This window comes from Actinosynnema sp. NPDC037264, from assembly GCF_055603705.1.
In genome coordinates this window covers 1-12,216 of record NZ_JBVJVK010000113.1, presented here as the reverse complement: position 1 = coordinate 12,216, position 12,216 = coordinate 1, and the positions used below count along the sequence as shown (strand labels likewise).

Annotated in this window: 14 protein-coding genes; 9 read left to right on the top strand and 5 right to left on the bottom strand. The window is 73.0% G+C overall.

Going from position 1 to position 12,216, the window contains the following annotated elements; genetic code table 11:
* The first annotated feature begins 107 nt into the window (after positions 1-107).
* The 3 genes from ACZ7GX_RS45010 to ACZ7GX_RS45000 all read left to right on the top strand — a co-directional run bounded on the left by ACZ7GX_RS45010 (position 108) and on the right by ACZ7GX_RS45000 (position 1,985).
* A complete protein-coding gene (locus ACZ7GX_RS45010; protein ID WP_498786804.1) occupies positions 108-407 on the top strand; it encodes a hypothetical protein in 300 nt (99 codons plus the stop codon).
* A gap of 127 nt (positions 408-534) precedes the next feature.
* Positions 535-1,230: a winged helix-turn-helix transcriptional regulator gene (locus ACZ7GX_RS45005; protein WP_498786803.1), complete on the top strand. Its 696-nt coding sequence runs from the start codon at positions 535-537 to the stop codon at positions 1,228-1,230.
* A gap of 206 nt (positions 1,231-1,436) precedes the next feature.
* On the top strand, positions 1,437-1,985 hold the full coding sequence (locus tag ACZ7GX_RS45000) for a peptidoglycan-binding domain-containing protein (RefSeq protein ID WP_498786802.1): 549 nt from the start codon (positions 1,437-1,439) through the stop codon (positions 1,983-1,985).
* A gap of 122 nt (positions 1,986-2,107) precedes the next feature.
* Here the strand turns inward: ACZ7GX_RS45000 and ACZ7GX_RS44995 are convergent, their stop codons facing one another.
* Positions 2,108-2,566 carry a MarR family winged helix-turn-helix transcriptional regulator gene (locus tag ACZ7GX_RS44995; protein ID WP_498786801.1) on the bottom strand — a complete coding sequence of 153 codons (459 nt, stop codon included), beginning with the start codon at positions 2,564-2,566 and terminating at the stop codon, positions 2,108-2,110.
* Positions 2,567-2,691: 125 nt separating this feature from the next.
* Here ACZ7GX_RS44995 and ACZ7GX_RS44990 point away from each other — a divergent pair, with 125 nt between their 5' ends.
* The 3 genes from ACZ7GX_RS44990 to ACZ7GX_RS44980 all read left to right on the top strand — a co-directional run bounded on the left by ACZ7GX_RS44990 (position 2,692) and on the right by ACZ7GX_RS44980 (position 6,458).
* Positions 2,692-3,810, top strand: a complete 1,119-nt coding sequence (locus ACZ7GX_RS44990) for a cytochrome P450 (RefSeq protein ID WP_498786800.1) — start codon at positions 2,692-2,694, stop codon at positions 3,808-3,810.
* A gap of 248 nt (positions 3,811-4,058) precedes the next feature.
* Positions 4,059-5,561, top strand: coding sequence for a class I adenylate-forming enzyme family protein (locus ACZ7GX_RS44985; protein WP_498786799.1), 1,503 nt, complete (start codon positions 4,059-4,061; stop codon positions 5,559-5,561).
* 3 nt (positions 5,562-5,564) lie between these two features.
* Positions 5,565-6,458, top strand: coding sequence for a DMT family transporter (locus ACZ7GX_RS44980; RefSeq protein ID WP_498786798.1), 894 nt, complete (start codon positions 5,565-5,567; stop codon positions 6,456-6,458).
* 54 nt (positions 6,459-6,512) lie between these two features.
* Here the strand turns inward: ACZ7GX_RS44980 and ACZ7GX_RS44975 are convergent, their stop codons facing one another.
* From ACZ7GX_RS44975 to ACZ7GX_RS44965, 3 genes are read right to left on the bottom strand one after another with little or no spacing between them, the layout of a single operon-like run.
* Positions 6,513-6,953: a YybH family protein gene (locus ACZ7GX_RS44975; protein ID WP_498786797.1), complete on the bottom strand. Its 441-nt coding sequence runs from the start codon at positions 6,951-6,953 to the stop codon at positions 6,513-6,515.
* 32 nt (positions 6,954-6,985) lie between these two features.
* Entirely contained in the window at positions 6,986-7,606 is a 621-nt protein-coding gene (gene wrbA / locus ACZ7GX_RS44970) for an NAD(P)H:quinone oxidoreductase (protein WP_498786796.1), read from the bottom strand.
* Positions 7,596-8,036: a YybH family protein gene (locus ACZ7GX_RS44965; protein ID WP_498786795.1), complete on the bottom strand. Its 441-nt coding sequence runs from the start codon at positions 8,034-8,036 to the stop codon at positions 7,596-7,598. The genes wrbA and ACZ7GX_RS44965 overlap by 11 nt, the downstream gene beginning before the upstream one ends.
* Before the next feature lie 166 nt (positions 8,037-8,202).
* Here ACZ7GX_RS44965 and sigJ point away from each other — a divergent pair, with 166 nt between their 5' ends.
* Positions 8,203-9,138, top strand: coding sequence for an RNA polymerase sigma factor SigJ (gene sigJ, locus ACZ7GX_RS44960; RefSeq protein WP_498786794.1), 936 nt, complete (start codon positions 8,203-8,205; stop codon positions 9,136-9,138).
* Positions 9,139-9,141: 3 nt separating this feature from the next.
* Here sigJ and ACZ7GX_RS44955 read toward each other — a convergent pair whose 3' ends face one another.
* The gene (locus ACZ7GX_RS44955; protein WP_498786793.1) at positions 9,142-10,038 is read right to left on the bottom strand and encodes a LysR substrate-binding domain-containing protein; all 897 of its coding nucleotides are present in this window, start codon (positions 10,036-10,038) and stop codon (positions 9,142-9,144) included.
* 112 nt (positions 10,039-10,150) lie between these two features.
* Here ACZ7GX_RS44955 and ACZ7GX_RS44950 point away from each other — a divergent pair, with 112 nt between their 5' ends.
* Together ACZ7GX_RS44950 and ACZ7GX_RS44945 are read left to right on the top strand one after the other, a co-directional pair.
* Entirely contained in the window at positions 10,151-10,570 is a 420-nt protein-coding gene (locus tag ACZ7GX_RS44950) for a hypothetical protein (protein ID WP_498786792.1), read from the top strand.
* A complete protein-coding gene (locus tag ACZ7GX_RS44945) occupies positions 10,563-12,125 on the top strand; it encodes a multicopper oxidase family protein (protein WP_498786791.1) in 1,563 nt (520 codons plus the stop codon). Before ACZ7GX_RS44950 ends, ACZ7GX_RS44945 begins: the two co-directional genes overlap by 8 nt.
* The last annotated feature ends 91 nt before the right edge of the window (positions 12,126-12,216 follow it).

Genomic DNA, 12,216 nt, shown 5'->3' with positions numbered 1-12,216 from the left:
TCCCCCCCCCCCACCCCCCCCCCCCCCCCCCCCCCCCCCCCCTCCCCCCCCCCCCCCCCCCCCCCCCCCCCCCGGCGTCCTGCCAGCACACCACCGAGAGGAACTGCATGAGCAACCACGTGATCCAGTACACCGCCGACAGCGTGGAGAAGGCGGACGAGAACCAGGAGCTCGTCGAGCGGATCTACACCGAGCTCGGCGCCCAGGATCCGGGTGGCATCCGGTACGCGACCTTCCGGCTCGAGGACGGCGTGACCTTCGTGCACATCGTCGTCCACGAGACCGACGACAACCCGCTGGACGGCGTCTCCGCGTTCGCCGACTTCATGAAGGACTTCGGCGACCGCGTCAGCAGCCCGCCGAAGTTCAGCGAGGCGAAGATCGTCGGCTCCTACCGGTTCGGGTAGCAGGAGCCGAGCGCGGACGTCGGCCCGCCTCCACCCGCGCCGGACGAGGTGGGCCGACGTTCCGCACCACCGCCCGGACCACTCGGGCGTCCTCGCAAGGCCGTTCTCACCCTGGGCAGGTGCACCCGTGGCGAGCAAGCGCAAGTACGAGGAGAGCTGTCCGGCCGCCCACGCGCTCGACCTCGTCGGTGAGCGGTGGGCGCTGCTGGTGGTCCGCGAGTTGTTGTTCGGCCCCAAGAGGTTCACCGACCTGCGCGCCGGGATGCCGGGCGCGAGCCCGGACGTGCTGTCCCAACGCCTGCGGCAGTTGGAGCGCGCCGGCGTCGTTCGGCGGCGCAGGCTGCTGCGGTCCGCGTCGACGCGGGTGTACGACCTGACGCCCTGGGGCCGCGAGCTGGAACCGGTGATCGTCGGCTTCGGCCGGTGGGGCGGACGCTCGCCCGGGCTCGACCGGCGTGCCGCCATCGGCGCCGACGCCGTGATGCTGGCGTTCAAGAGCCTGTTCGAGCCGCGGCTGGCCGCCGGGTTCGCCGTCGACGTGTCCGTCCGGGTCGGCGGCGACGAGTTCCGGGTCTCCGTGTCGGACGGCGCCATCGACGTGGACCGGCGCGACGGCGTGGGCGCGGACGCCGTGGTCGTGACCGATCCCGGTTCGCTGCACGAGGTCGTGTGGGGCGCGCGGCGGCTCGAAGACGCGGAAGCGGCCGGCGAGGTCGCCGTGCGGGGCGACCGCGACGGCTTCGTGCGGCTGCTGGCGGTGCTGAACCCGCCCGAACCGGCCGTGCTGGAAGGCGGCAAGGGAGGCCCCGTCCCGTCCGCGTAGGGGTTGTCGAAGAACTCCCGGGCGTCGCCTGACGGGCAAGTCGGGCGCCTCCCCGGGCGCGAAGTGGCCGCCGCGACCGGATTCGGACCGGCGCACGACGTCGTGCTCGACGGGTGTGATCCCGATCTCAGGCCGCCTCGGCGCTGTCACCCCTCAGCCGTCGCCCTCGTCGGAATGGGCACCGGCTATTCGACACGGAGGGGAATATGGCACAACCAGGCAAGAGGGGGCTCCGGACCGCGTTCGTCGCGATCGCGTTGACCGCAACGACGCTCGGCTTCGGGGTCGTCACGGCAGGCTCGGCCGCGGCCTCGGGCAGCTACACCGGACGGGCGTTCATCTACGGCGCCGCCGGCTACCTCGACGGGGACTGGGCCGACGAGGGCGTCAACAACGTGAGCACGCACCGCCACTCCAACGCCACCTGCCTGTGGCAGACCATCCTGAGGGCGGACGGCTACCTGGCCGCGAGCGACGTCGACGGGATCTTCGGCGACCGGACCCACGCCGCCACCGTGCGGTGGCAGCAGGCCCACGGGCTGTACGGCGACGGTTCGGTCGGCAGGGACACGTGGGCCCGGGCCGGCCGGAAGGTGACCGACCAAGGCCCCGACGGGGACTACCGGTGGGGCGGTTACTTCGGGATCGAGCGCAGCTTCCCCGTCATGCGCAACCGTGATGGCGGCAAGTACGGGTTCTACGACCCCGACGGCGTGTTCCGCTGGGCGTCGTACGACACGCGGACCTGCGGCTAGGGTTCGGAGCTGATCGTCCTGGATGTGGCACGACGACCAAGCGCGCCACATCCAGGACACCTCGCGGTCGCGACGGGCCCGCGCGCGGCCGCCGGTGCGGCCCGGCTCGCCGCCGCGACGGACTAACCCCCGAAGTCCCGGATCTCCTCTTCCGTGCGACGGGCGGCGGTCTCCATGAACCGCAGCAGCGTGGCGAGTTCCGCGTCGTCGAACGCCTCGACGTCACGGCGGTGCCGCTCGTTGAGGCCGTCGTACATCCGGCCGACCCGCTCCACCGCGTCGGGATCCGGTTCGATGAGCACCTTCCGCCGGTCGTGCTCGTCCGGCACGCGGCGCGCGAAACCCGCGCGCACCAGGCGATCGATCATCCGCGAGGCCGAGCCGCTGGTGAGGTTGACGCGCCGGGCCAGCTCGCCCGCGGTGGCGGGGCCCTCGTTGGCGAGCACGTACAGCGCCTGGAGGTCGGCCCAGGGCACGCCGAGGCGTTCGGCGATCATCCCGTTGAGCTGGATGACCGGGATCTGCCACCGGGCGACGGCCCGCAGGACTTCCGACCGCGCGTCGTCAGGCGCCTTGCTCATCCCGTTCGCTCCACCCGGCCAGCATACTGCGCCACGCAGTCGATGCATGACACAGCGTCTGCGTTGCAGAGTATCTGCGTCATGCAGCTATATTGGGCGTACTGTCGCGACCAGGGAAGGCGCCCATGACCGACGCACCCACCGTCACCTGCCCGTTCTCCACCCGAGCCCGCGCCATCGACGCTCCCGACCCGCACCGGGCGGAGATGCGGGCGGCCGGACCCCTCGTCCGGGCGGAAGCGCCGGCCGGCGGACCGGTCTGGATCGTCACGGACCCCGACCTGGCCCGCGCAGTCCTGACCGACACCCGCTTCGCCAAGGACACCGCCCTCGCGCCGCCGCACTGGGATCACCGGGTGGCCGGCCTCGAACCCACCGCCGCCGAGCAGCTGTCGGTGACCACGCTGGACGGCGAGGCGCACGGTCGGCTGCGGCGCGCGTTCGCACCGCTGTTCGGCGCGGCCAGGGTGCGGGCGGCCTACCCGCGGCTGCGGGCCATCGCCGAACGGCTGCTCGCCGGCCTCGGACCCGGCGAGGTCGACCTCCTCGAGGACTTCACCACCAGGTACCCGCTGGCCGTCCTGTGCGACCTGCTCGGCATCCCGGACGAGCACGTGGACGGCGCGATGCGCGCGTGCCGGCTGATGCACACCGACTACCCGGACCACGTGGGGCAGGCCATGGCCGCCTTCGCCGACCTCGCGACCGCCGCGCTCGACGGCGGCGGACCGGCCACCGAGCTCGCGGACCGGATGCCGCCGGGCAGCACGCGGCGAGACCTGCACTACCAGGTCTTCACCCTGCTGTTCGCCGGTCAGCTCACCACCGACCTGACGATCGGCTTCCTCGTGGCACGCCTGCTCGGCGATCCCGCGGCCCCGGCCGACGACGAGCTCGTCCGCGACACCCTCCGCCACCACCCGCCGGCGCCGTTCACCCTGTGGCGCTTCACGTCGACCGAACTGGACCTCGCCGGGACCCGCCTGCCGGCGCGCTCCCCCGTCCTCGTCGACATCAAGGGCGTCAACGAGAGCGGCGACGGCGCCGACCTCACCTTCGGCGCGGGCCCGCACTACTGCATCGGCGCCCATCTGGCGCGGCTCGAACTCCGCGCCGTCGCCGAGACCTTCCGCACCCACTACCCCGCCGCTCGGCTCACCACCCCGTTCGACGACCTCCGCCACAGCGGGCCCGGCGGCATCATGGGCAGCCGCCTCCACTCGCTCCCCGTCGTGCTGCGATAACGACCAAGACCGGTCGCGGAAATGCTCATTGCCACGAACGCGCTCCCGTGATCGGCAATTTCCAAGCACAGCCGAACAACCACTCCATCGTGTGATACACCGACGCACTGACCTGCACGTTCAGCGTGATCGGAGCTGGTTGCCGAGCACCTGTCCTTGACATTGCGCGGCACGGGCGGTCAATCTCGATGCGGCGGCGACCCGGGGAGTCGTCGCCGATCACCTTTCGACGTGATGACGGGGGAATCATGTCGTCGAGCGAGAACACCCTGCGCGCGAAGCAGGGCGGTACGGGGAACCTGGTCGAACGGCTCGAAGGGCTCGCGCGCGACCACGGCTGGCTGGACCGGCCCGCCTACCACGTGGACGACGAGACCTACCGGTTCGCCGACGTCTACGAGGGGGCGGGCCGTGCCGCCGCCGCGTACACCGCGCGAGGGCTCGGCGCCGGCAGCCGGATCGCGCTCGTCCTGCCGGACGGCATCGACGCGGTGTGGGCGTTCCTGGGCGCGTTGCGGATCGGCGCGGTCGCGGTGCCGGTGAACTCGACCATGCACCCGGACGAGCTGCGCCGGGCGATCGGGATCGCGGCGCCGGACGCGGTCGTGTGCGAGGAGGACCCGGGCGGTCCGCCCGCCGACCTGATCGCGCCGGAGGAGCTGCGGGCGGAGGGCCTCACGCCCCACCCGCCCTGTGCGCCGGCCACACCGGACACCCCGGCGTACGCGGTGTTCACCTCGGGCACGACGGGCGACCCGAAGCTGTGCTTCCACACCCACGGCGACCCCGGCGTGTACGAGCGGGCCATCGGGTCGGTCGTCGGCATCACGCCGGACGACGTCACGTTCTCGGTGTCGCGGATGTACTTCGCCTACGGCCTGGGCAACTCCGTGTTCCTCCCGCTGCACCGCGGCGGCACCACGGTGCTGTCGCGGGCACGGGCGACCGAGGACGACGCGTTGCGGATCATCAAAGACCGCGGCGTGACGGTGTTCTACGGCCAGCCGAGCTTCTACGCCCGGCTGTCGCGCCACCCCGATCACGCGCTGCTGTCCGGCCTCCGGCTGGCGCTGGTCGCGGGCGAGGTGCTGCCGGCGCCGCTGGAGGTGCGGCTGAGGCAGGTGCTCGGTGAACGGCTGCTGAACATCTTCGGCACGACGGAGATCGGGCACGCCTTGGTGGCCAACGCGATCGGCCACAGCCGTGACCACACGATCGGGCGGATCCTGCCGCCGTACCGGATGCGGATCGTGGACGAGGCGGGCGTCGAGGCTCCGCCGGGCGTGCCGGGTGCGCTGGAGGTGGCGGGTCCGTCGATCGCGCTGGGCGTGGCACGGGGCAGCGATCCGCCGGCGCGGGCCGGGGACTCCTGGTACGCCACCGGCGACGCGGCCACCGCGGACGAGGACGGGTACGTGCGGCTGCACGGCCGGTTGGACGACGTGGAGATCGTCGGCGGCCAGAACGTGCACCCGGCGGAGACCGAGGACCACCTGATGCGCCACCCCGCCGTGCGGGAGGCCGCGGTGTGCTCGGCACGGCGCGAGAGCGGTGTCACGTCGCTGCGCGCGTTCGTGGTGCTGGACGACGGCGCGTCGCCGGAGGAGGTGCGCGCCGAGCTGCTCGCCGGCGCGCGGGCGACGCTCACCTGGTACAAGGTTCCGGAGGACGTGGTCTTCGTGGCCGAGCTGCCCCGCACGTCGACGGGCAAGCTGCGGCGACGGGTGATCCGCGCGATGGCGGGGGGTTGATCCGTGGAGCGCAGCGGTGTCAACGGGAAGGCCGCCGCGGCGGTCGTGGTCACGATGGTGCTGTGGGCGTCGGCGTTCGTCGGCATCCGGTACGCGGGCGAGCACTTCGAGCCGGGGTCGCTGGCGCTCGGCCGGTTGCTGGTCGGCGCGATCGCGCTCGGTGCGATCGCCGCGCTGCGCGGTGTCGGCGTGCCGCCGAGAGCGGCGTGGCCGGGGATCATCGGGTCCGGGGTGTTCTGGTTCGCGCTGTACATGGTCGCGCTGAACTGGGGTGAGCGGCACGCGGACGCGGGCACGGCCGCCCTGATCGTCGGCGTCGGCCCGATCCTGGTGGCGTTCCTGGCCGGGTGGCTGCTCCGCGAGGGCTTCCCGGTGCGGTTGCTGGTCGGGCTCGCGATCGCGTTCGCGGGCGTCGCGGCGGTCGGGCTCGTCGACTCCGGCGGCGGCTCGACGACCCGGGGCGCGCTGCTCTGCCTGGTCGCGGCGGCCGGGTACGCGGTCGGCGTGGTGGCGCAGAAACCCGCCCTTCGGCACGCGTCCGCGTTGCAGGCCACCACGTTCGGCTGCGTGGTCGGCGCGATCGTGTGCCTGCCGTTCGGCGGGCAGCTCGTCCGCGACCTCGGCGACGCGCCGGCGAGCGCCACGCTCTCGGTGGTGTACCTGGGCCTGCTGCCGACCGCGCTGGCGTTCTACACGTGGGCGTACGCGCTCTCCCACATGACCACCGGCAAGCTCGGCGCCACGACGTACCTCGTGCCGGCGATCGTGGTGGTGCTGTCGTGGGCGCTGCTCGACGAGGTGCCCGGTCTCGTGGCGTTGGCGGGCGGCGCGCTCTGCCTGGTCGGCGTCGCGGTGTCGCGCGGCAAACCCGCGCCCGCCGTCACGGCGGCGAGGTGACCGGCGGGGTCGGGCGAGGACGCGGCACGCCCTCGTCCGACCCCGGGCGTGCGGTCAGGCGGGCTGGTCCTTCTCCGTCGGGAGCCAGACCTGGAGGTTCGTCGGGTCGAACGGGATCGAGACGTGCTCGTTCGTGATCGACCACCTGCCGTTCGACCGTCGCAGGCAGACGGTCTCCCGCACCCAGATCGACCGCTGGAAGCCGCCTTTGCGCTCACCGGAGTCCAGGTGGAGCATGTTGGCGAACGCGACGTCGCCGCTCGTCACGATGGTGCGGTCGTGCGTTTCCAGGGTGATGGGCCCTTCGTAGCCGTCGAACCACCGCAGGAAGTTGCGCCGCACCTCCTCGGTCCCGGTGAACCGCAGGGGCGGCACGACGTCGTAGTAGACGATCCCGGGGGAATAGCAGGACATCAGCCGGTCGATGTCCTTCGCCTGCTGGGCGGCGGCGCGGCCCTCCAGGAACGCCACCACTTCGGACTCGTTCGAGCTCATCGCTTCTCCGTTCGAGGTTTTCGGACTTCTCGTCACGCGGCGCGGCCGGCCTTCAGCGCGGTCGCGACGTCGACGACGCGGCGAGCCTGGTAGCGCGCCGCCGCCAAGGTCACCTCGCCGGGCGCACCGGTGCCGGCGACGTGCGAGGTGCCATAGGGGTTCCCGGACTGGAACTGGATCGGGTCGGTGTACCCAGGCGGCACGATGATCCCGCCCCAGTGGTGGAAGGTCGTGCTCAACGCCAGGATCGTGGACTCCTGCCCGCCGTGCGGGCTGTTGGAGGACGTGAAGGCCGAGTACACCTTGTCCGCGAGCTTGCCGTGGAACCACAGCGGGCCGGTCGTCTCGATGAACGCCCGGAGCTGCCCGGCCGGGTTGCCGAAGCGGGTCGGCGCGCCGAACAGCACCGCGTCGGCCCACTCCAGGTCGTCGTGGGCGGCCTCGGCGACGTCGGCGGTGCTCCGGACGTGCGCGGCCCACTCCGGCCTGGAGTCGACGGCCGCCGCCGGCGCCGTCTCGGCGACCTTGCGCAGCCGCACCTGCGCGCCGGCCTTCTCCGCGCCCTCGGCGGCGGCTTGCGCCAAGGCGTGCACGTTCCCGGTGGCGCTGTAGTAGATGATCGCGACGTTCACGGCGGGCGGCTCAGGGCTCAAGGTCGGCCACCCCTCGGCCGGTCGACACGTCGAACGGCACGGAGACCTGGTCGTGCGCGATCAACCACCGGCCGTCGACCTTCCGGAAGCCGAACGTGGCCCGGACCCACATGCCGCTCGTCGGCACGCCGTCCCGCGTCGTGCCGCTGAGCCGGCCGAAGCCGTGCCCGAACGCCACGTCGTCGCCCGCGGTGACGCTCAGGTCCCGCACCTCGTAGTCCACCTCCCGGAAGAACGCGAACACGTTCGCCCAGTTCTTCGACTTCGCCGCTATTCCCACGTGCCGCAACGGCGGCTCGACGTCGAAGGACACGACGTCCGGCGCGTAGATCCGCTCCAGGCCTTCGAGATCCTTGGCCCTGAGCGCTTCGACGATCCGGTCGACCTGCCGCCGGACCCCGGCTTCCTCCGCCTCGCGGTGCACAGGCATCGCCATCCACCCCTTTCGTGACTTGCCGGGTACGACGACGCAGCCGGGTGGAATGTGAGGCGGCACGGCGGTCGTCCCGGACGGGCGGCACGGCGACCTGACGTTTCGGTGTGCTATCCCGTCGGACAGGGTGAGGGAAGAGCCGACCCGGGGGAGCCAGCGGAACATGACCGACCACTCAGGACCCGAGCACGACCGGTCCGACGCGGGGTTGAGCGCGATCGTCGGCGAGCGGCGTCAGCTGATCAACCTCGCCTACCGCCTCCTCGGCTCGCTGGCCGAGGCCGAGGACGCCGTCCAGGAGACCTACGCCCGCTGGTACGCCCTGTCGCGGGAGCAGCGGGACGCCATCGAGTCGCCGGGCGCCTGGCTCACCACGGTCGCCGGTCGCGTCTGCCTCGACCTGCTCGGCTCGGCGCGGGTCAGGCGTGAGCGCTACGTGGGCGAGTGGCTGCCCGAGCCGCTGCCCGACCGAACCGAGTGGGCCGGCGGGCGAGCGGGCGCCGCCACCACCGACCCGGCCGACCGGATCACCCTGGACGAGTCGGTCGGCATGGCCTTCCTCGTCGTGCTCGACTCGATGACGCCCGCCGAGCGCGTCGCGTTCGTCCTGCACGACGTCTTCCGCTACCCCTTCGGCGAGGTGGCCGAGATCGTCGGCCGCACGCCGGCCGCCTGTCGCCAGCTGGCCTCGTCGGCCCGCCGCCGCATCCGCGCCGCGCAGGCGCCCACGACCCCGACCGCCCGGCAGGCCCGGATCGTCAGGGACTTCAAGCAGGCCTTCGAGAGCTGGGACATCGACGCCCTCGTCGACCTGCTCGCCGACGACGCCACGGTGATCAGCGACGGCGGCGGCCTGGTCCGCACGTCGCTGCGCCCGGTGGAGGGCGCCGAGCGGATCGCCGAAGCGCTGCGCCACCTCGCGGACCGGCTGCGCGGCCAGACGATGCTGGAGCGCACGGTCAACGGCCAACCCGGCCTGATCGCCCAGCAGGACGGCGTCACGGTGTCGGTGTACGCGTTCGAGATCGAGGGCGACCGGATCAAGCGCATCTGGGCGGTGCGCAACCCGGAGAAGCTCCGCCCGTGGACGGCCGGCTGACCGTCAGCGCCGGTCCCGGGGCTCTCCGCCGGTCCAGTCCCAGTCGGTGATCGTGGTGCGCATCAGCCGCGCGGCGGCGGACAGGCGGCTGTCCGCGCCCCAGTACAGGGTGACCGTGCGGCGGCAGTCGGCGCTGTCCACGGCCACCCAGGCGCCGGGGACGCGGGTGGCGCCGCGCAGCGCGAACGCCGGGACGAGGCCGACGCCGAGCCCCGCGCCGATCAGCTCCGCGATGGCGCCGGGCTCGTCGCTCTCGCAGACGATCTTCGGGGTGAGGCCGCGCGCGGCGAAGAGCCGGTCGAGCAGCCGGCGGATCCAGTGCCCCTCGCGCGCGGTGACGAAGGGCAGGTCGGCGAGTTCCTCGACGCGCACCGAAGCGCGGCTCGCCAGCGGGTGGCCCGGCGGGGTGCCCACGCCGACCGCCTCGTCGAACAGCCGGGCCGACGCCAGGCCCTCGGCGTGGATCGGCTGCGAGGCCACGCACAGGTCGACGTCCTGCGCCCGCAGGCGGCGGGCCATGTCGTCGGCCGGCGACCAGTGGAGTGCGACCTCGGCGGACGGGTGGGCCCGCTTGTAGGCGGCCAGCGGCCCGGTGAGGGTGAGGAAGGTCTCCGACGCCAGTCGCACGGCGCCCTGCCCCTCGTCGGCGGCTTCGGCGACGGCGCGTCGTCCCGCGTCGAGCTCGCCGAGCGCGCGTTCGACGTGATCGCGGAAGAGCTTGCCCGTGTCGTTCAGCCGGAGCCGGCCGCCGCGGTCGAACAGCGGCGCGCCCAGCTCCTGCTCCAGGCGGGCGACGGTGCGGCTCAGCGACGGTTGGGCGACGCGCAGCTCGTCGGCGGCCCGGCTGAGGTGCTCCAGCCGGGCCACCACCAGGAACTGCCGGAGCGAGTTCAGCTCCACCATGCCTCCGCGCGCATAACGCCATAGCAATATCGATCTTAGACACGATAACTCACAGGTCATAGCTTGAGAAGCGTTCGCACCCGAGATCACCAGTGAGGAGGGATCCCCCATGGCCATCGGGCCGGGATCCGTTGCCGCGCCTCGGACCGCGCCGACCGGATGGGTCTACCGGGCCGTCGTCAGCGCGCACGTGGTGGCGATCGTCGCCCAGCCGGTGTTCGCCGGCGTGTACCTGACCGGGGACTTCGACAGCCTGCGCCGGCACGCCGTCGGCGCGGACGTGACGTCCTCCATCGGCTACGTCCAGGTGATCGTGGCGATCGTGGTCTGGGCCCGGTTGCGGCGGGCCGGGCCGTTCCTGACCACGGTGGCGGTGGTGGCGGCCGAGACGGCGCAGTACTTCGCGGGCCTGGAAAGCGCGCTGTGGCTGCACGTCCCGCTGGGGGTGATGACCGTCGCGGCGCTCGTCGTGCAGTTCATCGACGTCTGGCGCCGCCCCCTCCCGCGACGGGAGGCCCGCGATGCGTGACGGCCTGACCAGGCGGCGGGTGCTGGGCATCGGCGGCGCGCTCGGACTGGTGGCGGCCACGGGACTGTCGGCGTCGGCCGTGCTGGCCCGCCGACCGGCGACGACCGGCGCCGAGCTGCGCAGCGCGGTGCCGCTGCCGCCGCCGTTCCAGGCGCCGCTGCCGATCCCCGGCGTGCTGGCGCCGGTCGCCGCCGACCGCTACGAGATCACCCAGCGCGAGGCGAGCGCCGAGATCCTGCCCGGTGTCCGGACGCCGTTGTGGACCTACGAGGGCACCTTCCCCGGGCCGACGATCGAGTCGCGGCGCGGCCGGCCGGTCACCGTGACGCACCGCAACGAGCTGCCCGTGCCGACCGTCGTGCACCTGCACGGCGGGCGGACGCCGGCGGACTCCGACGGCTACCCGACCGACCTGGTCCTGCCCGACCGGCACGACGCCGCCGGGCACGGCGGGCACGGCATGCGCGACCCGCGGGCCGTGGTGTCGAGGCTGACGCGGGACTACGCGTTCCCGCTGGACCAGCGGCCGACGCTGCTGTGGTACCACGACCACCGGATGGACTTCACCGCTCCGGCGATCTGGCGCGGCCTGGCCGGGCTGCACGTCGTGCGCGACGACGCCGAGGACGGCCTCGGCCTGCCCGCCGGGCCGCGCGAGCTGCCGCTGATGATCACCGACCGGGCGTTCGCGGCCGACGGCAGCCTGGCCTACCCCTCCCTCGACCCCGACCTGCACGAGCAACCGGGCGTGCAGGAGCCGTACTTCGCCGGTGTCCTCGGTGACGTCATCCTGGTCAACGGCGCGCCCTGGCCCGTGCACGAGGTCGACGCGGCCCGCTACCGGCTGCGGGTCCTGAACGCCTCCAACGCCCGGCACTACGAGCTCGAAGCGGTCACCGACGACGGGCGCGCGCTCGACCTCGTTCAGGTCGGCGCCGACCAGGGACTGCTCGCCGCGCCCGTCACCCACCGGCTGCTGCCCACCGCGCCCGCCGAGCGCCACGACGTGATCGTCGACTTCGCCGGCGTCCCGGTGGGCGGCCGGGTCAGGCTGCTCAACCGGCTCGGCTCGGGCCGCACCCGCGACGTGATGGCCTTCCGCGTCGCCCGCCGCGCCAAGGACGACAGCCGCGTCCCGCGCACGCTGTCGACCGATCTGCCGACGTGGAGCCGCGCGGACGCCGTGGCGGTGCGCGACTTCTCCTTCCGCACCGGGCGGATGCACGGCGGTCGCGGGTGGTTGATCGGCGGGCTGCCGTTCGACCCGGCCCGCACCGACGTCACCACCCGGCTCGGCGACGTCGAGGTGTGGCGGCTGGTCGCCGACGTGCACCACCCCGTGCACCTGCACCTGGTCGGCTTCCAGGTGCTCACGCGCGGCGGCGGGCCGCCGTTGCCGCACGACGCCGGCCTCAAGGACACCGTCTCCCTGCGGCCCGGCGAAGCCGTGGAGATCATCACCCGCTTCGACGGCTACCGGGGCCGCTACCTCTTCCACTGCCACAACGCCGAGCACGAGGACATGGGGATGATGGCCAACCTGGAGATCATCTAGTGTCCTCCGCCGGAAATCCGCCTACAAAATCGGGCGATTGACTCCAGGATCTCCTCGGCGGTCTTGGTCCACAGGAACGGGCGGGGATTGG

Coding starts and splice junctions, on each gene's coding strand:
- ACZ7GX_RS45010 (WP_498786804.1), top strand. CDS start 108: ATGAGCAACCACGTGATCCAGTACACCGCCGACAGCGTGGAGAAGGCG.
- ACZ7GX_RS45000 (WP_498786802.1), top strand. CDS start 1,437: ATGGCACAACCAGGCAAGAGGGGGCTCCGGACCGCGTTCGTCGCGATC.
- ACZ7GX_RS44995 (WP_498786801.1), bottom strand. CDS start 2,566: ATGAGCAAGGCGCCTGACGACGCGCGGTCGGAAGTCCTGCGGGCCGTC.
- ACZ7GX_RS44990 (WP_498786800.1), top strand. CDS start 2,692: ATGACCGACGCACCCACCGTCACCTGCCCGTTCTCCACCCGAGCCCGC.
- ACZ7GX_RS44985 (WP_498786799.1), top strand. CDS start 4,059: ATGTCGTCGAGCGAGAACACCCTGCGCGCGAAGCAGGGCGGTACGGGG.
- ACZ7GX_RS44975 (WP_498786797.1), bottom strand. CDS start 6,953: ATGAGCTCGAACGAGTCCGAAGTGGTGGCGTTCCTGGAGGGCCGCGCC.
- ACZ7GX_RS44965 (WP_498786795.1), bottom strand. CDS start 8,036: ATGCCTGTGCACCGCGAGGCGGAGGAAGCCGGGGTCCGGCGGCAGGTC.
- sigJ (WP_498786794.1), top strand. CDS start 8,203: ATGACCGACCACTCAGGACCCGAGCACGACCGGTCCGACGCGGGGTTG.
- ACZ7GX_RS44950 (WP_498786792.1), top strand. CDS start 10,151: ATGGCCATCGGGCCGGGATCCGTTGCCGCGCCTCGGACCGCGCCGACC.
- ACZ7GX_RS44945 (WP_498786791.1), top strand. CDS start 10,563: ATGCGTGACGGCCTGACCAGGCGGCGGGTGCTGGGCATCGGCGGCGCG.